The following is an 18,783-nucleotide window of genomic DNA, read 5'->3' as shown; positions in this document are numbered from 1 at the left end:
GCTTCGGCGTCCACCATGGCATATGACCGACCCCGCGACTCTCGACGTCACCATCGTCGACGGCTACGTCGACGAGCCGGCGCACTTCGGGGTGCCGCCGTACATCTCGACCTACCCCCGGTACACGGCCGGGGCGCTGGTCGACGCGGGGGTGCCGGCCGAGAACATCACGTACCTCACCATCGACGAACTGCGCGACGACCGCATGCTGTGGGCCGAGGTCGAACGGGCCGACCTCATGTGCTACCTCGGCGGGATGACCGTCCCTGGAAAATACGTCGGCGGCACGCCCGCGGAACCGGACGAGGTGAAAGAACTCGCGTGGACCGCCCAGGGGACGACCCTGATGGGTGGTCCCGTCAAGTTCGGCGTCGGCGACGAGAACGCCGGCGCGACCGAGACCGAGCGCGACGACCTCGACTACGACTTCGTGGCGAAAGGCGACGTGGAGGCCGCCGCCTACGACCTCGTGGAGTCCGGACTGGAGGGCTTCAACAATCGGATGCGGGATAACCAGGAGATCGACCGCTGGGCGTCTGCGGGTGCCTTCGTCATCGAACAGCACCCCAACCATCCCGAGTACCTCATCTGTGAGATGGAGACGTCCCGAGGGTGCCCGTACCGGTGCTCGTTCTGTACCGAACCGCTGTACGGGAATCCCTCGTTCCGCCAGCCCGAGTCCGTCGTCGGCGAGGTCGAGGAACTGTACGACCGTGGTGCCCGGCACTTCCGCCTCGGCAGGCAGGCCGACATCCTCGCCTACGGCGGGGACGGCGAGAAGCCGAACCCGGACGCCCTGCGCGACCTCTACGGCGGCATCCGGGAGGTCGCGCCCGACCTCGGCACGCTCCACCTCGACAACATGAACCCCATCACGGTCGTCGAGTGGCCCGAGCTGTCGAGAGAGGGTATCCGCATCATCGCGAAGCACAACACGCCCGGCGACACCGCCGCCTTCGGCCTCGAATCCGCCGACCCGCAGGTGCAGGAGGCGAACAACCTGAACGTCACCGCCGAGGAGGCGTTCCAGGCCGTCAAGATAGTCAACGAGGAGGGTGGCTGGCGACCGGGTGACGAGCCCGGTTCTGGCCCGTCGACCGGCCCCGACGCCCCGCGCCGCCTGCCCAAACTCCTGCCCGGCATCAACCTGCTCCACGGGCTCAAGGAAGAACGCGAGGAGACGTTCCAGCACAACCTCGACTTCCTCCACCGGGTGTACGACGAGGGGCTGATGCTCCGGCGGGTGAACATCCGGCAGGTGATGACGTTCGCCGGGACCGACATGAACAGCGAGGGGGCACACATCGCCCACGACCACAAGCAGCTGTTCAAGAAGTACAAAACGCAGGTGCGCGAGGAGATAGACAACCCGCTCCTGAAACGGCTCGCGCCACCGGGGACCATCCTCGAAGACGTCCACCTCGAGTACCACGAGGACGGCACGACGTTCGGCCGCCAGCTGGGGACCTATCCCCTACTCGTCGGCCTCCCGGGCGAGTACGACCTCGGCCAGACGGTCGACGTGTCCCTGGTCGGGCACGGCTATCGCTCCGTAACCGGGGTCCCGTACCCCCTCGACCTCAACAGCGCGTCGATGAAGGAACTGACCGCGATTCCGGGTATCGGCAAGGGCACCGCCGGCGACATCATCGTGGACCGCCCCTACGCCGACCCGGCCGAGGTCACGGCCGACGTGGACCTCTCGAAGTACACGACGGCACAGCGACAGTCCGGGGCTGACTGACAGACTCAACCCGGACCGCCGGCTCCATCCAGCACGGGATAGAGTGTCCTTTTCATCTCATGCTTCAGCGGAAATTTGAAGAGAGCGGCCCCTGTCTACTGGGGTGGAGGCTACTCACTGTGGAAATATCTGATAAACTACTGTGTCTGTTCAGTGCCGAGATAGAGGGCGACGAGGATTCGTTCACCGTCGAAGTACCGCGTCAGGAGATCGAGAACGGGTCCGTCGAACCGGGTTCGACGTATCGCGTGGCACTCATCGCCCGCGAGGAAAGCGAGACGACCGAGCCGACCGAAAGCACGGGCACCGCACCGTCGGAGCCCCAGCCCCCGGTGGAAGCCGGCGAAACGCGCTACGTCGAGATCGAGGACATTGGCAAGCAGGGCGACGGCATCGCGCGCGTCGAGCGCGGCTACGTCATCATCGTCCCCGGTGCCGAGGTCGGCGAGCGCGTCAAGGTCGAGATCACCGAGGTGAAGTCGAACTTCGCCGTCGGTGAGATCATCGAAGACACGTTTTGAATCGGTCTCGTCTTCTCACTCGGTTCTCGTTCCGTCCGGCCGTCTAGCGTCTTCTGAGTCGTAGACGAACCCTTCAGGGCTGGTTTTCAGCGGCTGAACGCTGTCTCTGACGCAGATACCCTCGGACAATTCGAGAGTCACGCTCTACTCGGTATCGTCACAGAGGACTGGATGAGAACAAGGATGGACAGCAAAGACGACGACGTTCGACCGGCACCACGACTGGTATCTGACTCACTCGGCACTGGACCCGTTCGGTCGCTTCGGCCCCTCTGAGTCGTGGACGACCACCGGCTCGCCCGCCGCCGCGTCCGGGTCGTAGTTATCTCGCACACCGATTGCTTCTTCCAGTTCTCGGACTGCCCGCTCCTTGAGCGCCGCCGCCAGTTCCTCGGCGTCCTCCCGGGTGATGTCTCGGCCCAGGCCCTCGCACTCGTGGGCCCGCACGATGCCAGACTCGTCTACTGCCTCGCCCATGGGCTGGCTCGTCCCCGAAAGAGCGACGCTGAAGGGGTAGGTCTGGCAGATGAGCGGGCGAGAGCCATGGACCGAACACGCGCCGACCCCGTCGTCGTCCTCGGTGTAGAAGGTGCAGTCGCCACAGGAATCGGTCTGGAGCGCCCATTCGAACGTCTCGCCTGCCATGTTCCCATCCGAAGTCTCGGTCAGGCCGTAGGGCATCGGCCGGGCCACGTCGCGCCAGTCGTACTCCGTGGTCTCCTGCACCTCGCGAACCTCGTCGGGGAAGACGGTCGCGGTGTGAGGGTCGTCGGCTTCCGCGGTGCAGCAGGCCCCACAGCGCGTGCACTCGAAGCCGATGTCCTCGATGGCGTCGGCGAGGTCCGCCACGTCGAGGTCCCTGGCACTCGCGAGTTCTGCTTCGAGTGACTCCATGCGTGACTGGTGGTGAGGGACCAGCGGGAAAAAGCGGTTCGTTCGGCGGGCGGGGCGGGCGGATACTCAGTACGTCGAGCGAGCGCGCCGATGAACACCACCAGCGCCCACAGGAACGGGCTGTGCGGATGCTACCAAACAATTACATAAATACTTTGTCGTGTTTGTGGGCTTCTACACGGTGGTCGCCCGCGTCCCGTCCCAGCCGATACGACCGGCACGCGCCAGCTTCTCCAGGTGGCACTCGACCGTGGCGGCCGCGAGGTCGCGCACGCCGGAGAGGTCCTTGTCGTAGGCCGAATCGAGTATCTCCTCGATGGTCGTGGCCCCGCCGACGACCGCGCCGAGGACCTTCCGCTCGCGGCGGTTCCGGTGCCGGATGAGTCGCTCGCACTGGCCGCGGGGGTCGGTCAGGACCGGGCCGTGGCCCGGGAAGAGCTGGGTGGGGGACATCGCCCAGAGCCGACGAAGGCTCGTCAGGTAGGCACGCAGGTCGGCGTCGTCGCCGCCAACGACGACGCTCCCCTGCGCGATGGCAAGGTCGCCACAGAGGATGGACTCCCCGGCGACGAACGAGACGTGGTCGTTGGCGTGCCCGGGCGTCTCCAGCACGCGAACGTCCGCATCCGGGATGACGGTCCCCTCGCGGAAGGTCCGGTCGGGTTCGACACCGGTCGCGGTCTCGAACCGGGCAGTGTGTCCCTGCCGGGCCCAGACGGTCGCACCCGTCTCCGCGGCGTAGTGCCCGACCGCGCCGACGTGGTCGGAGTGCGTATGGGTAAGGGCGATGTGGCGCACGTCGTGGGTCGAGACGACCTCGTCGAGGCGTTCGTTGACGTTCGCAGGGTCGACGAGCAGGGCGGCGCGCTCGCCGACGACGTAGGCGTTGGTGCGGGCGGTGGGCGCACGGGTCTCCGTGGGGACGGCGATGCGCGTGACGGCAGGCACGACGTCGGTCATGCGATGATAAAGGCGGGTGACAGGTAAAACGACAGGGGGCATACGCTCATCGTCACCGCCGAATCGGTGGTCGTCGTCGACGGTGGTGGTCCCGCGGTAGCACCCGCTCAGAGAAGTGGGGACGGAATCGAGGGACGGTCGGAGGGGGTCGTGGCTGTCGCCCCCGCCGGTCGCGTCTAGACGTTCAGGAAGTAGACCTGCTTGCGTGCGTCCTGGAAGCTGTAGCGCGAGCTTACGAGCCCGGCCTCTTCCAGGCGGTTGAGTGCGTAGCGGACCGTGCGGTCGGGGAGGAGTGATTCCTCGGCCAGCTGGCCCTGCGAGAGGGGCGAGTCGGACTCGAGGACCTTGGCGACGAGCTTCGCGCTCGGGGGAAGCTCGCGGAGGCGTTCGCGGTATTCGGCGTCGGAGAGGGTCTCCTCTGCGTTCTCGGCACGGTCGTCTGCGGTACTCATGCTCATACCAGTTGCACTTGGGAGGTCGGTGTTAAGGGTTGGCTATATGGTGGTTGGTATAGTAAAGATAATATTAAGTGATTATATGCCACGGTAGGGAGCAACACGGTTCCTTTTGGTTCCAGGGCCCGAATCACCCGACATGGAACCGATTCCCGAGCAGTATCACGACCTGTTCGAGAAGGCGACGTTCGCACACTTCGCGACGGTGATGCCCGATGGTACCCCTCAGGTGACACCCGTCTGGGTCGACTACGACACCGAGTCGGACCTCGTGCTAATCAACACCGCGCAGGGCCGCCTGAAGGAGCGCAACGTGCGCGAGAACCCGAAGGTCGGAATCGAGATGACCGACCCCGACGACCCGTACCGTTTCCTCTCTGTCCGGGGCGAGGTCGTCGAGGTCACCGAGGAGGGCGCGGTCGAGCACATCGACAAGATGACCCAGCGCTACATGGGACAGGAGACGTACCCGAACCACGGCGAGGAGGGCGGACCGCGTGTCATCATTCGGATTCGACCGGATCGGGTGACCGGTAACTAGGGTCGCGGTACTGCCCCATCAGACAGTTGCACTCGGGGCAATGGACCAGTGTGAGGCCCAGTCGATCGTGTCTGACGAGGTCCTCCGTCTCGATTTCGGTCGCGCAGTTCTTGCAGGTCGGCATATCATGCTCTATGCCACCATACTACAACAAGTTTCCCGAACTGGCTCGGAACCGGCCGACACCGAGACGAGTCCAATACCGTTTTATCCCACCGGGTGAGTAGCATCGGACAGTGTGAAGGGGCAGGAATGGTACCAGACCGACGAGGTGGCCGAGGAGTACGAAGAGAAGCGGTTCTCTCGAGGCGGTCGCCTCATCGATCGACGCGAGAAAGAGGCCGTGTTGAGCGCAATCGGCCCGGTAGAGGACAAGAACATCCTCGAGATAGCCTGCGGGACGGGCCGGTTCACCGTCATGCTCGCCGAGCGCGGGGCAGATATCATCGGGCTCGACATCTCCGCGGCGATGCTCCAGCAGGGCCGCCGGAAGGCGCGCGCAGCCGGAGTCGATGACCACCTGGAGTTCATGCGCGGCGACGCCGCCCGCCTGCCCTTCCCGGACGACCACTTCGACGTGGTGATGGCGATGCGGTTCTTCCATCTGGCCGACACCCCTGCCTCCTTCCTTTCCGAGATGTGTCGCGTCTCGAAAGAGCAGGTGTTCTTCGACACGTTCAATCGCTTCTCCACGCGGAGCATCTACAACTGGGCGCTCCCGATGGGCTCGCGGCTCTACTCCCGCACCGAGGTCGAGTCCCTGCTCTCGAAGGCCGGACTCCACCTCGCCGGTGAGTCCCACGACTTCGTGCTCCCCTACGGGTTCTACCGGCAGATTCCGGGCGACCTGGCGAGCACCTTCCGCGGCATCGACAAGGAGATCCTCGACGCACCGGGGCTGGAACGCCTCGCCTCGGTTTCCTACTGGAACGCCCACGTCGAAGGAAAGTAGTGCGACTCGATTGATACACTGGTTTTTAAGTATCGGAACCGCAAGCAAAGATTATGCAACTCTCGGTGGTCGTACCGACACTGAACGGCCGAGAGGAACTCCACGCCTCACTGGACGCGCTCGCGGCGCACGTCCCCGACGCCGAGGTCGTGGTGGTCAACGGGCCGTCGGCGGACGGGACGACCGGGATGGTTCGCGAGCGCAGTGACGTGGACGTGCTCGTCGAGATCAGTGAACGGAACATCAACGTCGCCCGCAACGCCGGTATCGAGGTCGCTACCGGCGACGTCATCGCACTCGTCAGCTACGACCTCGTCGTCGAACCGACCTGGTACGACGGGCTGACACAGGCCATCGACGACGGGGCGAGCGTCGTGACAGGGCCGACACACCGAACCGTCAGGGCGGGGATGACGACCGAGGAGAAGGAGGCTGTTTCTATCGCGGGCCACGATGTGACGTACTTCAACGGCGACAACGTCGCGTTCTCGCGGGACGCGCTGTCGGACATGGACGGATTCGACGAGTACCTCCAGACCGGTGGTGCCCGTGACGGAGCCCACCGGCTCGCCCAGCTCCGACACGAGGTGGTGTGGCAGTCCGACATGTGCGTCCGTGGCGAATTCGAGACCGACGGCGGCCACACGGTCCGCGACTGGGAGTGGAAGTACCGGTCGCTCGCGTACCGCATGGTGAAGAACTACGGCGTGCGCCCGACCGTGGCGGGGCGCGCCCTCCGGGACGCGGTCTTCGACGGCGCACGCTCCCTGAAGGGCGTCGTGACCGGCCACGAACGACCGTCGTCCTGGCTCGGCGGCGGGCGCTCCGTGGCGAAAGGGATGGTCCTGGGCGCGAAGGACGGTCTGGCGGCCCGGAAGGCGGACCGGACGCTCCGGCGCAATCCGAACGGCATCTCGACCCGGCAGGACCGGGCGGTGTGTCGCTACGAACTCGCAGAGAAGTAGGTCGGCCGCGACGGTCAGGCTTCGGCCGTGGGGCGAAGCGCCTCGATGACCCGACACGCGTTGTTCGAGAACGCCTTGCGCATCTTGTCCTCCGAGACGTCGAGCGTCAGCAGTTCCATCACGCCGACGTTCGGGTGCGTCCAGGGCGCGCCGCTCCCGAACAGCACCCGGTCGGGATGCTCCAGCAGGGCGCGTTCGAGCTGGTCGCGGAACCGGACGAACGAGGTGTCGACGTAGGTCTCGTCGTAGCGGTCGAGCAGGTCTATCGTGCGGTCCATCATGTCGCGGTCGAGCGGGTAGCCGCCGAGATGGGCGATGACGACCGGGAACCCGCGCCCGAGGACCGTCTCGGCGACGGCATCGGGGCCGAAGCCGTGGCCGGCCCGGACCAGGACGGGGAGACCGACCGCGGCGAGTTCTTCGAGGACGTGTTCGTCGGGCAGCCCGTCGTTCGGCGCGTCGAGGACGAACCCGTTGAACCGGTCGTCGTAGGCGTACTGTTCCACGTCCGCGGGCGAGGTGTGCCACGGTTGCCGCGACGTCGTGAGGTTCCGGAGTCGTGCCGTCGCACTCGCCCCGGGGTCTCGCTGCCCGTTGATGCGGGCGAACGCGATGAACGGCCGGTCGACGCTCAGCCGGGCGACGGTGTTGTTCTGCGTGATGTAGTCACCGTCGTCGGGCTGGGCCTCGGGGAACACGACCGACCGGACGACCCCTGCCTGTTGCATCTCCCGTTCGAGCTTTTCGGGCGAGATCGCGCGGCCGCGGGTCGACGAGAGCTCGTCGCTGGTGAGTTGGGCGTGGACGTCGACGACTCGGAACCGGTGTTCCAACTCCAGCATCTATGCTGATTCATTCGGGTGCTGCTATTTCTTGGTACCGGCCGGGTGGCTCCCCTCGCCGGTATTCACAGTTCGATTATGTCTTTCAGCCGGAAGCGTGAGAAACGCAGCCAAGCGAACCCGTAGCCAAGAAATCTATATATAGGCTCGCAAACAATACTGATACGAGGTTTCCCATCATGCCCCAACAATCTTTCGCACAGCGTAGCATGGGCGGTCAGCCGATGTTCATCCTTGCAGAGGACACCCGACGAACACACGGCCGCGACGCCCAGTCGTCCAACATCATGGCCGGTAAAGCGGTCGCCGAAGCGGTACGGACCACCCTCGGCCCCCGCGGCATGGACAAGATGCTCGTCGACACATCGGGCACGGTCGTCATCACGAACGACGGCGCGACCATCCTGAAGGAGATGGACATCGAGCACCCCGCCGCACAGATGATCGTCGAGGTCGCCCAGTCCCAGGAGGACGAGGTCGGTGACGGCACCACCACCGCGGCCGTTCTCGCCGGGCAACTCCTCGCGAAGGCCGAGGACCTGCTCGAGAGCGACGTACACCCGACGACCATCGTCGAGGGCTACCGTGAGGCATCCCGTATCGCCCTCGAGGCCATCGACGAGATGGTCCTCGACGTCAGCATGGACGAGGAGACCCTCCACCAGGTCGCCGAGTCCAGCATGACCGGCAAGGGCACCGGCGGCCTGACCGCCGACCAGCTCGCCGAGACCGTCGTCGAGGCCATCCGCCACGTCCAGGACGGCACCGACGTCGAGCGTGACGACGTGCGCATTCACACGAAGGTCGGCGCGTCCTCGAACGCGACCGAACTCGTCGAGGGTATCATCCTCGACAAGGAGCCCGCCCACGACGGCATGCCCCGCACGGTCGAGGACGCCAACATCCTCGTCCTCGACATGGACCTCGAGGTTCGCAAGACCGACGTCGACGCCGAGTACCGCATCGACTCCATCGAACAGCTCAACGCCGTGATGGAGGCCGAAGAGGGCGAACTCCGCGGTCTCGCGAAGACCATCGCCGACTCGAAGGTCGACGTCGTGTTCACCACCGACGACATCGACAGGCGCGTCGCATCCTACCTCTCGAACGAGGGCATCCTCGCGTTCGAGAAGCTCTCGAACAAGGACGCCCGGGCCATCGCCCGCGCAGTCGGTGCCAAGCGCCTCGGCTCGCTCGAGGACCTCGACAGCGAGGACTTCGGCCACGCCGACGCCATCCGCGTCGAGGGCTTCGGCGAGGACGAACTCGCGTTCATCGAGGGCGGTGCGGCCGCGAAGTCCGTGACCGTCTTCGTCCGCGGCGGCACCGAGCACGTCGTCGACGAGCTCGAACGCGCCCTCACGGACGCCCTCGACGTGGTCGCGCTCGCGGCCGAGTCCGAGGAGGTCGTCCCCGGTGCAGGCGCGACCGAGATCGCCATCTCCGACGCGGTCCGCCAGGGTGCGGCCGGCATCGAGGGGCGCAAGCAACTCGCCGTCGAGGCGTTCGCCGACGCAGTCGACACCCTCCCGCGCACCCTCGCGGAGAACACCGGCATGGACTCCATCGACGCACTCGTTTCGCTGCGTGCCGCCTACGAGGGCGGTGACGTGATGGGCGTCATCAGCGAAGGCGAGTCGGGTCGCATCGACGACCCGCTGAAGTACGGCGTCATCGACCCCGCCGACGTGAAGCGCGAGGCCGTCGAATCCGCTACCGAGGCCGCGACGATGATCATCCGCATCGACGACATCATCGCCGCGAAGTAAGCTCTCGGACCTCGATTCTATCCCTCGTTTCTGCAGCTTCGAGCGACCGCCATCCGGGTCAGTTCTCGACCGCCGATTCCACGCGGTCCGCGACGGCGTCCGCCTCCGCGAGCAGCGTCTCTCGCTTGAAGTAGAGCACCTCGATGGAGACGACCGCGACCGCCAGGACGACCACGGTGACGAACGTCCCGCGCTCGGCCACCCAGAGGTGATAGAGGATGAGCGGGAACGCGGCCAGGCAGCCGAGGAAGCCCGCTGCCGGTGGGAGCGGGTTCATCTCCTCGTGGTCGCGCTCCGTGAGCGCGAGCGCACAGACCGTCCCGAAGACGACGACGAACGCCAGCGACCCGAAGGAGGTGATGGCGTTCAGGCTCCCGTAAGCGGCGAAGGCGGCGGCTGCCGCGCCCAGGACGAGGACGGTCCGGGTCGGCGCACCAGAAGCGTCGGCGTCACCGAGCTGGTCCGGGGCGAGCCCGTCGTCGAGCATCCCCTTGGTGAAATGCGCCGCCGAGAACAGCGTCCCGTTGATGGCGCTCCCCGTCGAGAAGAGCGCGGCGACCGCGACGAAGGTGAACCCGAGCTGGCCGAGGAACGGTTCGACCGCGCGGGCGACCGCGATCTCCGGATGGGCCTGGATGACGCTCGTCTTCACGAGACTGGTCACGAGGACGGCGACGATGCAGTCGACGAGTATCGCGCCGACGATGGAGACGGACACCGCCCTCGGGAGGTTCTTTTCGACGTTCTCGATGCGCTCCTGGTCGTACAGCAGCAGTTGCCAGCCCTGGAAGGAGACGAACGAGACGGCAACCGCGGTGACGAACCCGGTGGTCGCGACGTTCGAGAAGCCGAACTGGAGGGCGTTCTTCGTGCTCCCGTAGTACAGCCCCCAGAGGCCGATGCCGAGCAGGATGACGACCTTGAGCGTGACCAGCACCTTCTCCGAACTCCCGGTCGCCCGCGCCCCGAGGACGTTCAGCCCGACGAAGAACGCGACCGCGAGCACGGACAGCAGCGGATGGAGCACGCTCTCGCCGAGTCCGAGCGACGGGAGCAGCTTGACACCGAACCCGCCGAAGGCGTAGGCGTACATCGCGATGGAACCGACGTATCCCAGCAGCAGGGTCCAGCCGACCATCCCGGCGTAGTCCGTGTCGTCGAGGTAGGTCTCGAGCTGGGTCACGGACCCGCCGTTGCGGTCGTTGATGCGGTTCAGTTTCAGGTAGGCGTAGGCGGCACACATCGACACCAGGCTGGCCGCGAGGAAAGCCAGCCAGGCGGCCGCGCCCGCGATGCTCGCGACGACGCCGAGCACCGCGAACACGCCGCCGCCGATCATCCCCCCGAGGCCGATAGCCGTGGCTCCGGTGAAGCCGAGACTCTCCTCTGACATACACGGAGAGATGGACCCGCCAGCCACGTGAGACGGCGGCCAAGATACGTGGGACTGTCGGAGTCCTCCCACGGATAGAGCCGTGGGCTGTCCCCTTCCAGCTAGGGAAACGGTCGGTTCAGGTATCGCTCCGTGCCACCACCATCACGGTCCAAGCGCCGCGATGTCCGCACCCACTGTCGCGAGCGCGTCAGCAGGGTTCGGGTCGCTGTCGGCAAGATGCGTGTACCGGTGCTCCGGGATGCGCGACAGTGCCGCCGCGATGGCCTCGCTGTACCGCTCGACACCCGGTTCCGTCGGGTCGTCGCCGCCCCAGACGTCCCGGATGACGGTCATCGAATCGATACGCACCTCGAGATTACGTGGCTCGTACCGGGTCAGCAGTTCGGAGAGCCCGAGCTGGAGGGCGACGTACTCGGCGGTGTTGTTCCCCGAACGGGAGCCGACGGGTCGGCCGAGCCGGGCGAGTTCGTTCTCCGACGCGTCCATGATGACAGCGCCCGCACCCGCGGGGCCGGGATTGCCGCGTGAACTCCCGTCGACGTAGAGGACGAAGCTGTCGTCCGGTGGCTCGGGGACGGGTGGCCGTGTGACCCCCGACGCCAGCAGGTCGTCGAGTGCGCGTCGGAGCTCGGTCCGGGTGGTCGCGGGGTCGAAGAGACCACCGTATCCGGGGACCGCGTCGTCGATGGCATCGATGGCGGCCGTCACATCGTAGCCGACGCCCGCGAGTACCTCGTCGACGAGCGTGGCGAGCGGCGAGAGGTGTTCGACCGGGAGGGGGTCGTCGGTCACGCCACTCTCCCCCTCCGGCTTCGGTCGCGGGTGCTTCCACTCTCGCCCCCGGCTGCTCTCGGTGGCCGGACACACCACTGCATAGGTGCCACTCGGTGGGCGAGCGGGATAATCCCTTCAGGTGGTATGTGCGCATCGGACGACTTCCAGCCGGTACTGGAGTGGGCGAGGATTCTCGATCTGCCGACCGGGTGAGGAACTGCCTGCTGCATACAGAGAGTGCATTCAGCAGCTGGCGGCGCAGGTGAGGAGGATGGGCCTGTTAAGACTCCGACGTACGTTCCCTTCTCCGGGCGCACGCTATATGCTCTCTAGTGTCGTATGTTACTCATGCCATCTGCCGCACCATCACTCACGGCAGTTAGAGCGGTGGTTGAAGGCTTCGGCCCGCCCGGGACTCCACTGACCACATCGGAAGTAGCCGCGAAATTCGACTGTTCCAACCGGGCCGTCTCCGAGCACCTCGAAACCCTCGTCGGCGAGAGATTTCTAGAAACGAAGGAGGTCGGCGCTCACGGACGTGTGTGGTGGCGACCCGTCGACACTCCGACGTCCCACCGGCAGACGCCACGCGGGACTGGTGATACCGTCGAGTCTACCAACACGTCAGCGACGAGCTCCCGTGCGGACAGCGAGACGACCGAGCAGGCACTGCAAGCGTCCGAGGAACGGCTCCACCTCGCGACCGAAATCGGGGGAATCGGTATCTGGGAACTCGACCTACAGACGCTCGACTCGCCCGTCCGTACGGCTCGACACGACGAGATATTCGGCTACGACGGACCGCCCGACGACTGGAGCTTCGAGCGATTCCTCGACCACGTCGTCCCGGCGCATCGCGACCGCATCGAGCGGAGCTTCGAGGAGAGCCTCCGGACGGGACTGTGGACGTTCGAGTGTCCGATCGTCCGGGAGGACGGTCAGCAGCGGTGGATCGCCGCCCGCGGGCGGATGTTCGACGACGATGTGGGTGAACCGCACCGTGCGCTCGGTGTCGTTCAGGACATCACCGACCAGAAGCGCCGCGAGCGAAAACTCGAACGGCAGCGCAAGCGACTCGAACGACAGAACGAGCGGCTGGAGGAGTTCACCAGCACCGTGACACACGACCTGCGGTCGCCGCTGGCGGTCATCGACGGCCGGTTGTATCTGTACCGGGAGACGGCCGAGGACGAACACCTCGACGCCGCCGAGGAAGCGCTCAAGCGGGCGGAGAGACTCGTCGACGACCTGCTCACCGTCGCCCATCAGGGCCGGCTGGTCGAGACGACGCAACCGACCGACGTCGGAGCGGTGTTCGAGCGGGCACGGGAAGGTACGGTTCCAGAGACCGCCGAGTGTGTGTACGAACCGGTGCCGACGATACTCGCAGACAGAGACCGATTGCTCCAGCTGTTCGAGAACGTGCTGCGCAACAGTGTCGAGCACGGTGGGAGCGACGTCACTGTTCGGGTGGGGCCACTCCCGGACGGTGCAGGGTTCTACATCGAGGACGATGGTCCCGGGTTCGCCGAGGTCGACCCCGAACAGGTGTTCGAGTTCGGGTATTCGGGCCGTGAGGATGGGACTGGATTCGGGCTCTCGATCGTCCGGGCGATCGCCGACGCACACGGGTGGGAGATTTCGATAGGATCGGAGGCGAGCGGTGGTGCTCGAGTCCAGATAACGGGCGTCGAGTTCGCGGCGGACTCGTAGCGCGAACGCTCCTCCGGAGAAGCACCGGACTCTCGGTGATGGGGCGTGTCGGTGTCCGTCAGAGGGACGTTCGAGGCCCGATACCTGCGGTGTATTCAACACGAGACTGCGAAGTTCACACGATGCTGGCAGGCGCATCGTCGATTCACTCGCGCCCTCGGTCGACCAGCGTATCCGTCGAAACGACGGCGAATCAGACCACTCACGGGTTCGGCAGCGACCAGTCGTATCGCATCGCCGCAAGCCGCAGCCCCAGCGCGAGTCCGACACTCGCAGCCGTGGCCCACACCTGCGGCCCGCCCAGTTCTCGAACGACCCAGAAGGCGGCCCCGCCGGCCAGCGCGCAGGTCGCGTAGAAGTCCTCGTGGAGGATGCTCGGGACCTCTTGTGCCAGCAGGTCCCGAATCGCGCCGCCGCCAGTTCCCGTGAGCGTCGCCGTGATGACGACGCCGAAGGGCGAGAGCCCGGCCTGGTAGCCGACGATGGCCCCGGTCCCGGCGAATGCAGCTAACCCGATGGCGTCGGGAATCGTGAGCAGCGGCGAGTCCGCGATGTCGCCTGCTTCGAGGTGCGTGAGGACGATGGCGACGCCGACACCTGCCAGTGCCAGGGTCATGTCCAGTTCCGACAGGAGCGCGCCGGGGACCTTACCCACGAGCAGGTCACGGGTGATACCGCCGCCGAGGGCCGTGACGACCCCGAGGACCGACACCCCGAGGTAGTCGAGGTCCTTCTCGACGCCCTTGGACGCGCCGGCGGCCCCGAACGCGATGGTGCCGAGGGCGTTCATCGCGGCGAACGGCGTCAACATCTCAGCACCGCTCCAGGACGACCGCGTCTCGGACTGCGAGCCCGAACGCCTCGTCGCCGCGGCCCTGGTTCACGTCGCACTCCACGAGACCGTGGCTGCCGACGGTGACGAGTGGGTCACCCTCGGGGACCGCGGCGAAGGTCTCGCCGACGGGTGTGCGGTCCCCGTTTACCGTCACTGCGCTCGCACCCGCGAGGAACTCGCCCGGGACGTTCGTGATGGCGTTCCCGAAGTCGTCCACGACGAGGACCTCACCCTCGGCGCGGCCGTTTTCCACGTCGGCCTCGGGGAGCATGCAGTCGACGAGATTCACAGAATCGGTCGGCGTGAGTCGGTCGAGGCTCTCTGCGTTCGCGACACCTGCCTCGTGGAGTGCGGCGGCGGCCGGGGCGAACACGTCGCGGCCGTGGAACGTGGTGCTGTCGGCCTCGGCGTCGTCGATGACGAAGGCCGTCACGTCCTCGCGTTCGAGGGGGTCGCCGGGCGCGAGTCCAGCCAGTTCGCGGGCGACAGGTAGGACCACCCCGTTGTCGGGCGCGACGAGGGCGTGGTCACCGACGCGAAGCACGATGGCGTCGCGGTCGGTGCCGACGCCGGGGTCGACGACGACACAGTGGACTGCCGGCGGAAAATAGGGGAGAAGCTCGCGGAGCCAGAACGCAGTCGCACGAACGTCGTGTCGGGGGAAGTCGTGGGCGATGTCCTCGATGCGGGCGTCGGACCGGGCACAGATGACGCCCGTCATGGCGGCGGGGTAGGGCGACCCGAAGTCGGAGGCGAGCGTTATCATTCCCCGCCGTTGGAGTCGCTCGCGGCCACCTGCTGGAGGCGGCCGATGCCGTCTATCTCGCGGATGACCTCGACGGCCGGGTCCGGGATGAGGCTCTCCCAGTCCTTGCCCTGGATCATCCGTTCGCGGACCTCGGTGCCCTCCAGCACGTCGCGGTTGAACATCGGCGACTGGCGCACCTCGATGCCGGCCTCCTCGAACAGCCGGATGACGAGCGGGTTGTTCGAGTACGCCACGTCGAACGACGGCGACATCGACTGGACGTGGCTCACCCACACCGAGTTGCGGTCTAAGTCCTCGATAGGGACCGAGTACGTCGTCAGGTCGAACTCCTGGAGCGACTTCGTGAGCATCATGATGCGCTCGCCCGCCGTGAACGGGTCGTGGGTGCTGTGGGAGTCCCCCGCGCTCCCGATACCAAGCACGAGTTCGTCGACCTCCTCCGCGATGGTCTTCACCATGCTGTGGTGGCCGTTGTGGTACGGCTGGAACCGCCCGATGTAGAATCCGCGGGTCATACTCAATTGGTCGACCGTGTCATTTATAAGGATGGCGGCATCGGGTGGGTGCCGTTCACGGGCTGTAGGAGCCTTGTATCCCACGAATCCGGTCGTGTGGTACAGAGGTACGAGGGGAGAAAGTATATCAGTCCCTGAGCCTTCGATTCAGGTAGTAACCCGATTCTATGAGCAACGACAGTGACACCACCGACGGAATCCCGGAGACGGTCGAGGAGACCGAGACTGACGGGGATTCCGAGTCGGGCGAGACGGAAATGCCGGGCGTCCCGAAGGACGAGCATCCGGACCCCGTCGTCCCCGACGATTCCCCCTCCGAGGACGGTGATTCCATCGAACGACTGGGTAGCGACGTGGAAGTCGACATCGGTGCCGACATCGACGAAGATGTCGCCGAGGACGACCTCCTCGGTGGCCTCCAGATCGACAGCACCGAAGAGATTGAGGTGCCAGAGCGCCTCGTCGACCAGGTCATCGGCCAGGACGAGGCCCGTGACATCGTCAAGAAAGCTGCCAAGCAGCGCCGGCACGTGATGATGATCGGCTCCCCGGGCACCGGGAAGTCGATGCTGGCGAAGGCGATGTCGCAACTCCTCCCGAAGGAGGACCTGCAGGACATCCTCGTCTACCACAACCCGGACGACGGCAACGAGCCGAAGGTCCGAACTGTTCCCGCGGGCAAGGGCGACCAGATTATCGAGGCGTACAAAGACGAGGCCCGAAAGCGCAACCAGATGCGCTCGTTCCTGATGCTCATCATCATGGCCGTCGTCCTCGTGTACGCGGTCGTCACCCGCAACCTGCTGCTGGGTATCCTCGCAGCCGGTGTCGTCTACCTCGCGTTCCGCTACTCCGGTCGCTCGAGCGACTCGATGATTCCGAACCTCATCGTGAACAACGCGGAACAGCAGACCGCACCGTTCGAGGACGCGACGGGCGCGCACGCCGGTGCGCTGCTGGGCGACGTCCGCCACGACCCGTTCCAGTCCGGTGGGATGGAGACGCCGAGCCACGACCGCGTCGAGCCCGGTGCCATCCACAAGGCGAACAAGGGCGTGCTGTTCATCGACGAGATCAACACCCTCGACATCCGGTCCCAGCAGAAGCTGATGACCGCCATCCAGGAGGGCGAGTTCTCCATCACGGGCCAGTCCGAGCGCTCCTCGGGTGCGATGGTCCAGACCGAGCCCGTCCCCTGTGACTTCATCATGGTCGCCGCGGGGAACCTCGACGCGATGGAGAACATGCACCCCGCACTCCGCAGCCGTATCAAGGGCTACGGGTACGAGGTCTACATGGACGACACCATCGAGGACACGCCCGAGATGCGCCGCAAGTACGCGCGCTTCGTGGCACAGGAGGTCGCCAAGGACGGCCGCCTCCCGTCGTTCACCCGCGACGCCGTCGAGGAGATCATCCTCGAAGCCCGCCGCCGCGCGGGCCGCAAGGGGCACCTGACCCTCGAACTGCGTAACCTCGGTGGCCTGGTGCGTGTCTCCGGTGACATCGCCCGCGCCGAGGACAAGGAGAACACGGACCGCGAGGACGTGCTCCGCGCCAAGCGCCGCAGCCGCTCCATCGAGCAGCAGCTGGCCGACGACTACATCGAGCGCCGCAAGGACTACGAGCTGACCGTCTCCTCCGGGGACGTCGTCGGCCGTGTCAACGGCCTCGCGGTCATGGGCGAGGACTCCGGTATCGTCCTCCCCGTCATGGCCGAGGTCGTCCCGGCACAGGGCCAGGGTAAGGTCATCGCGACCGGGAAGCTCCAGGAGATGGCCGAGGAGGCAGTGCAGAACGTCTCCGCCATCATCAAGAAGTTCTCCGACGAGGACATCTCGGAGAAGGACATCCACATCCAGTTCGTCCAGGCGGGCCAGCAGGGTGTCGACGGTGACTCCGCGTCCATCACGGTCGCGGCCGCGGTCATCTCGGCGCTCGAAGACGTGCCCGTCGACCAGTCGATGGCGATGACCGGCTCGCTGTCGGTCCGTGGCGACGTGCTCCCCGTCGGTGGGGTGACCCACAAGATCGAGGCCGCGGCGAAGGCCGGTCTCGACCGGGTCATCATCCCGAAGGCGAACGAGCAGGACGTGATGATCGAAGACGAGTACAAAGAGCAGATCGAGATCATCCCGGTCAGCCACATCAGCGAGGTCCTCGAGGTGGCCCTCGTCGGCGAGACCGAGAAGGACTCGCTTGTCGACCGCCTGAAGTCCATCACGGGCTCGGCGCTCGAACACAACGTCGGTCGAAGCGGCGGGTCTCCGAGCCCGCAGTAGATGCCGAACTGGGCGGCCTTCGCATCCGTCGCGGTGGTCGTCTGTGGGTTCTTGCTCTTTCTTGCGCACGCCACGAGTTCGACAGTGACGACCTCGGACCCTGCACTCCCCACGGCCGAGGAACTCGATGCCCACGCTCGCGAGCAGTTCGCCGAGCACGAGGGACTGTACGAGGAGTGGGTCGCCGAGCAGGGCGACGGCTGGGCGACCGAGCGCCAGGACCAGTGGCTGGCCGAGAACGCGCCCGACCAGGCACGGCACGAGCTCTCGACCGGCTTGCTGCTGGCGAACGTCGCACTCACGCAGGGGCTGTTTCTCGCGATTCTCGTCGGGGCGGCGGTGCTGGCGAACGTTCCACCGGCCGCGCTCGGACTCGCGGGAATCCACTTCGGGCCGGTCCCACTGGTAGCCGGCATCGGGCTCGGCATCGCGCTCTACGCGGCGAACCAGGTCGGCTCGTCGGTGTCGGCCCGGTTCGGCATCGAGACCGGCGAGGAGCTGCGGGCGCTGCTCGCCCCCGACACGCCGAAGGGCTGGGTCGTCCTGCTCGTCGGCGTCCTCCCGCTGGTCGCGGTGTTCGAGGAGTTCATGTTCCGGGCGGTCCTCGTCGGCGCGCTCGCGGTTGGCTTCGGCGTCTCGCCGTGGCTACTGGCCGTCGTCTCGTCGCTGGCGTTCGCCGTCGGTCACGGCGTGCAGGGGCCGGCGGGCGTCGCCATCACGGGAACCCTGGGGTTCGTGCTTGCGGCGGCGTTCATCCTCACGGGCAGCCTGCTGGCCGTGGTGGTGGCGCACTATCTGGTGAACGCGCTGGAGTTCGTGGTCCACGAGGGACTGGGCGTGGAGTGGGGCTACTGAG

At 66.2% G+C, this 18,783-nt stretch carries 18 protein-coding genes; 9 read left to right on the top strand and 9 right to left on the bottom strand.

Annotated features, from left to right (window positions below; translation table 11 throughout):
- Positions 1-22 precede the first annotated feature (22 nt).
- Together ACSC1S_RS03430 and ACSC1S_RS03425 are read left to right on the top strand one after the other, a co-directional pair.
- On the top strand, positions 23-1,744 hold the full coding sequence (locus ACSC1S_RS03430; RefSeq protein WP_435363168.1) for a radical SAM protein: 1,722 nt from the start codon (positions 23-25) through the stop codon (positions 1,742-1,744).
- A 119-nt stretch (positions 1,745-1,863) separates the two neighbouring features.
- Positions 1,864-2,265, top strand: coding sequence for a TRAM domain-containing protein (locus tag ACSC1S_RS03425; RefSeq protein WP_435363167.1), 402 nt, complete (start codon positions 1,864-1,866; stop codon positions 2,263-2,265).
- A 234-nt stretch (positions 2,266-2,499) separates the two neighbouring features.
- On the opposite strand, the gene ACSC1S_RS03420 is transcribed toward ACSC1S_RS03425, so the two are convergent.
- The 3 genes from ACSC1S_RS03420 to ACSC1S_RS03410 all read right to left on the bottom strand — a co-directional run bounded on the left by ACSC1S_RS03420 (position 2,500) and on the right by ACSC1S_RS03410 (position 4,577).
- A complete protein-coding gene (locus ACSC1S_RS03420; protein WP_435363166.1) occupies positions 2,500-3,159 on the bottom strand; it encodes a YkgJ family cysteine cluster protein in 660 nt (219 codons plus the stop codon).
- 174 nt (positions 3,160-3,333) lie between these two features.
- Positions 3,334-4,119: an MBL fold metallo-hydrolase gene (locus tag ACSC1S_RS03415; RefSeq protein WP_435363165.1), complete on the bottom strand. Its 786-nt coding sequence runs from the start codon at positions 4,117-4,119 to the stop codon at positions 3,334-3,336.
- A 176-nt stretch (positions 4,120-4,295) separates the two neighbouring features.
- Positions 4,296-4,577, bottom strand: a complete 282-nt coding sequence (locus ACSC1S_RS03410; protein ID WP_369684393.1) for a helix-turn-helix domain-containing protein — start codon at positions 4,575-4,577, stop codon at positions 4,296-4,298.
- A gap of 136 nt (positions 4,578-4,713) precedes the next feature.
- Between ACSC1S_RS03410 and ACSC1S_RS03405 the strand changes: the two genes are divergently transcribed.
- From ACSC1S_RS03405 to ACSC1S_RS03395, 3 genes are all read left to right on the top strand, one after another.
- The gene (locus tag ACSC1S_RS03405) at positions 4,714-5,115 is read left to right on the top strand and encodes a PPOX class F420-dependent oxidoreductase (protein WP_435363164.1); all 402 of its coding nucleotides are present in this window, start codon (positions 4,714-4,716) and stop codon (positions 5,113-5,115) included.
- A 238-nt stretch (positions 5,116-5,353) separates the two neighbouring features.
- Positions 5,354-6,067 carry a class I SAM-dependent methyltransferase gene (locus ACSC1S_RS03400; RefSeq protein ID WP_435363163.1) on the top strand — a complete coding sequence of 238 codons (714 nt, stop codon included), beginning with the start codon at positions 5,354-5,356 and terminating at the stop codon, positions 6,065-6,067.
- A gap of 53 nt (positions 6,068-6,120) precedes the next feature.
- Positions 6,121-7,032 carry a glycosyltransferase family 2 protein gene (locus ACSC1S_RS03395; RefSeq protein ID WP_435363162.1) on the top strand — a complete coding sequence of 304 codons (912 nt, stop codon included), beginning with the start codon at positions 6,121-6,123 and terminating at the stop codon, positions 7,030-7,032.
- 14 nt (positions 7,033-7,046) lie between these two features.
- Here ACSC1S_RS03395 and ACSC1S_RS03390 read toward each other — a convergent pair whose 3' ends face one another.
- Positions 7,047-7,874 carry an amidohydrolase family protein gene (locus ACSC1S_RS03390; RefSeq protein WP_435363161.1) on the bottom strand — a complete coding sequence of 276 codons (828 nt, stop codon included), beginning with the start codon at positions 7,872-7,874 and terminating at the stop codon, positions 7,047-7,049.
- Between the two features lie 224 nt (positions 7,875-8,098).
- Between ACSC1S_RS03390 and thsA the strand changes: the two genes are divergently transcribed.
- Positions 8,099-9,643: a thermosome subunit alpha gene (gene thsA, locus ACSC1S_RS03385; RefSeq protein WP_435364581.1), complete on the top strand. Its 1,545-nt coding sequence runs from the start codon at positions 8,099-8,101 to the stop codon at positions 9,641-9,643.
- A 58-nt stretch (positions 9,644-9,701) separates the two neighbouring features.
- Here thsA and ACSC1S_RS03380 read toward each other — a convergent pair whose 3' ends face one another.
- Complete coding sequence (locus tag ACSC1S_RS03380) at positions 9,702-11,036, bottom strand: APC family permease (RefSeq protein ID WP_435363160.1); 1,335 nt, start codon at positions 11,034-11,036, stop codon at positions 9,702-9,704.
- Between the two features lie 144 nt (positions 11,037-11,180).
- Positions 11,181-11,831 carry a ribonuclease HI family protein gene (locus ACSC1S_RS03375; RefSeq protein WP_435363159.1) on the bottom strand — a complete coding sequence of 217 codons (651 nt, stop codon included), beginning with the start codon at positions 11,829-11,831 and terminating at the stop codon, positions 11,181-11,183.
- A gap of 330 nt (positions 11,832-12,161) precedes the next feature.
- Between ACSC1S_RS03375 and ACSC1S_RS03370 the strand changes: the two genes are divergently transcribed.
- On the top strand, positions 12,162-13,526 hold the full coding sequence (locus ACSC1S_RS03370; protein WP_435363158.1) for a sensor histidine kinase: 1,365 nt from the start codon (positions 12,162-12,164) through the stop codon (positions 13,524-13,526).
- A gap of 202 nt (positions 13,527-13,728) precedes the next feature.
- Here the strand turns inward: ACSC1S_RS03370 and ACSC1S_RS03365 are convergent, their stop codons facing one another.
- Genes ACSC1S_RS03365 through ACSC1S_RS03355 form a run of 3 tightly spaced genes read right to left on the bottom strand, consistent with a single transcriptional unit; the run spans position 13,729 to position 15,645 of the window.
- Complete coding sequence (locus ACSC1S_RS03365; protein ID WP_435317449.1) at positions 13,729-14,337, bottom strand: trimeric intracellular cation channel family protein; 609 nt, start codon at positions 14,335-14,337, stop codon at positions 13,729-13,731.
- A 1-nt stretch (position 14,338) separates the two neighbouring features.
- Positions 14,339-15,127, bottom strand: coding sequence for an SAM hydrolase/SAM-dependent halogenase family protein (locus ACSC1S_RS03360; RefSeq protein WP_435363157.1), 789 nt, complete (start codon positions 15,125-15,127; stop codon positions 14,339-14,341).
- The gene (locus tag ACSC1S_RS03355; protein ID WP_435363156.1) at positions 15,124-15,645 is read right to left on the bottom strand and encodes a nicotinamide-nucleotide adenylyltransferase; all 522 of its coding nucleotides are present in this window, start codon (positions 15,643-15,645) and stop codon (positions 15,124-15,126) included. Before ACSC1S_RS03355 ends, ACSC1S_RS03360 begins: the two co-directional genes overlap by 4 nt.
- Before the next feature lie 167 nt (positions 15,646-15,812).
- Between ACSC1S_RS03355 and lonB the strand changes: the two genes are divergently transcribed.
- Positions 15,813-17,927 carry an ATP-dependent protease LonB gene (gene lonB / locus ACSC1S_RS03350; protein ID WP_435363155.1) on the top strand — a complete coding sequence of 705 codons (2,115 nt, stop codon included), beginning with the start codon at positions 15,813-15,815 and terminating at the stop codon, positions 17,925-17,927.
- A complete protein-coding gene (locus ACSC1S_RS03345) occupies positions 17,928-18,782 on the top strand; it encodes a CPBP family intramembrane glutamic endopeptidase (RefSeq protein WP_435363154.1) in 855 nt (284 codons plus the stop codon).
- Position 18,783: the final 1 nt, after the last annotated feature.

The sequence above is a fragment of the Haloarchaeobius pelagicus genome, assembly GCF_051207375.1.
GTDB lineage: Archaea > Halobacteriota > Halobacteria > Halobacteriales > Natrialbaceae > Haloarchaeobius.
Note: the sequence above shows the minus strand (reverse complement) of the source record. Positions and strands in the feature narration are given on the sequence as shown.

What these genes read in the sequence shown, in the direction of transcription:
- ACSC1S_RS03415 (WP_435363165.1), bottom strand. Translation starts at nt 4,119, where the DNA reads ATGACCGACGTCGTGCCTGCCGTCACGCGCATCGCCGTCCCCACGGAG.
- ACSC1S_RS03380 (WP_435363160.1), bottom strand. Translation starts at nt 11,036, where the DNA reads ATGTCAGAGGAGAGTCTCGGCTTCACCGGAGCCACGGCTATCGGCCTC.
- ACSC1S_RS03395 (WP_435363162.1), top strand. Translation starts at nt 6,121, where the DNA reads ATGCAACTCTCGGTGGTCGTACCGACACTGAACGGCCGAGAGGAACTC.
- ACSC1S_RS03370 (WP_435363158.1), top strand. Translation starts at nt 12,162, where the DNA reads ATGCCATCTGCCGCACCATCACTCACGGCAGTTAGAGCGGTGGTTGAA.
- ACSC1S_RS03360 (WP_435363157.1), bottom strand. Translation starts at nt 15,127, where the DNA reads ATGATAACGCTCGCCTCCGACTTCGGGTCGCCCTACCCCGCCGCCATG.
- ACSC1S_RS03345 (WP_435363154.1), top strand. Translation starts at nt 17,928, where the DNA reads ATGCCGAACTGGGCGGCCTTCGCATCCGTCGCGGTGGTCGTCTGTGGG.
- ACSC1S_RS03430 (WP_435363168.1), top strand. Translation starts at nt 23, where the DNA reads ATGACCGACCCCGCGACTCTCGACGTCACCATCGTCGACGGCTACGTC.
- thsA (WP_435364581.1), top strand. Translation starts at nt 8,099, where the DNA reads ATGTTCATCCTTGCAGAGGACACCCGACGAACACACGGCCGCGACGCC.
- ACSC1S_RS03390 (WP_435363161.1), bottom strand. Translation starts at nt 7,874, where the DNA reads ATGCTGGAGTTGGAACACCGGTTCCGAGTCGTCGACGTCCACGCCCAA.
- lonB (WP_435363155.1), top strand. Translation starts at nt 15,813, where the DNA reads ATGAGCAACGACAGTGACACCACCGACGGAATCCCGGAGACGGTCGAG.
- ACSC1S_RS03365 (WP_435317449.1), bottom strand. Translation starts at nt 14,337, where the DNA reads ATGTTGACGCCGTTCGCCGCGATGAACGCCCTCGGCACCATCGCGTTC.
- ACSC1S_RS03420 (WP_435363166.1), bottom strand. Translation starts at nt 3,159, where the DNA reads ATGGAGTCACTCGAAGCAGAACTCGCGAGTGCCAGGGACCTCGACGTG.
- ACSC1S_RS03410 (WP_369684393.1), bottom strand. Translation starts at nt 4,577, where the DNA reads ATGAGCATGAGTACCGCAGACGACCGTGCCGAGAACGCAGAGGAGACC.
- ACSC1S_RS03405 (WP_435363164.1), top strand. Translation starts at nt 4,714, where the DNA reads ATGGAACCGATTCCCGAGCAGTATCACGACCTGTTCGAGAAGGCGACG.
- ACSC1S_RS03355 (WP_435363156.1), bottom strand. Translation starts at nt 15,645, where the DNA reads ATGACCCGCGGATTCTACATCGGGCGGTTCCAGCCGTACCACAACGGC.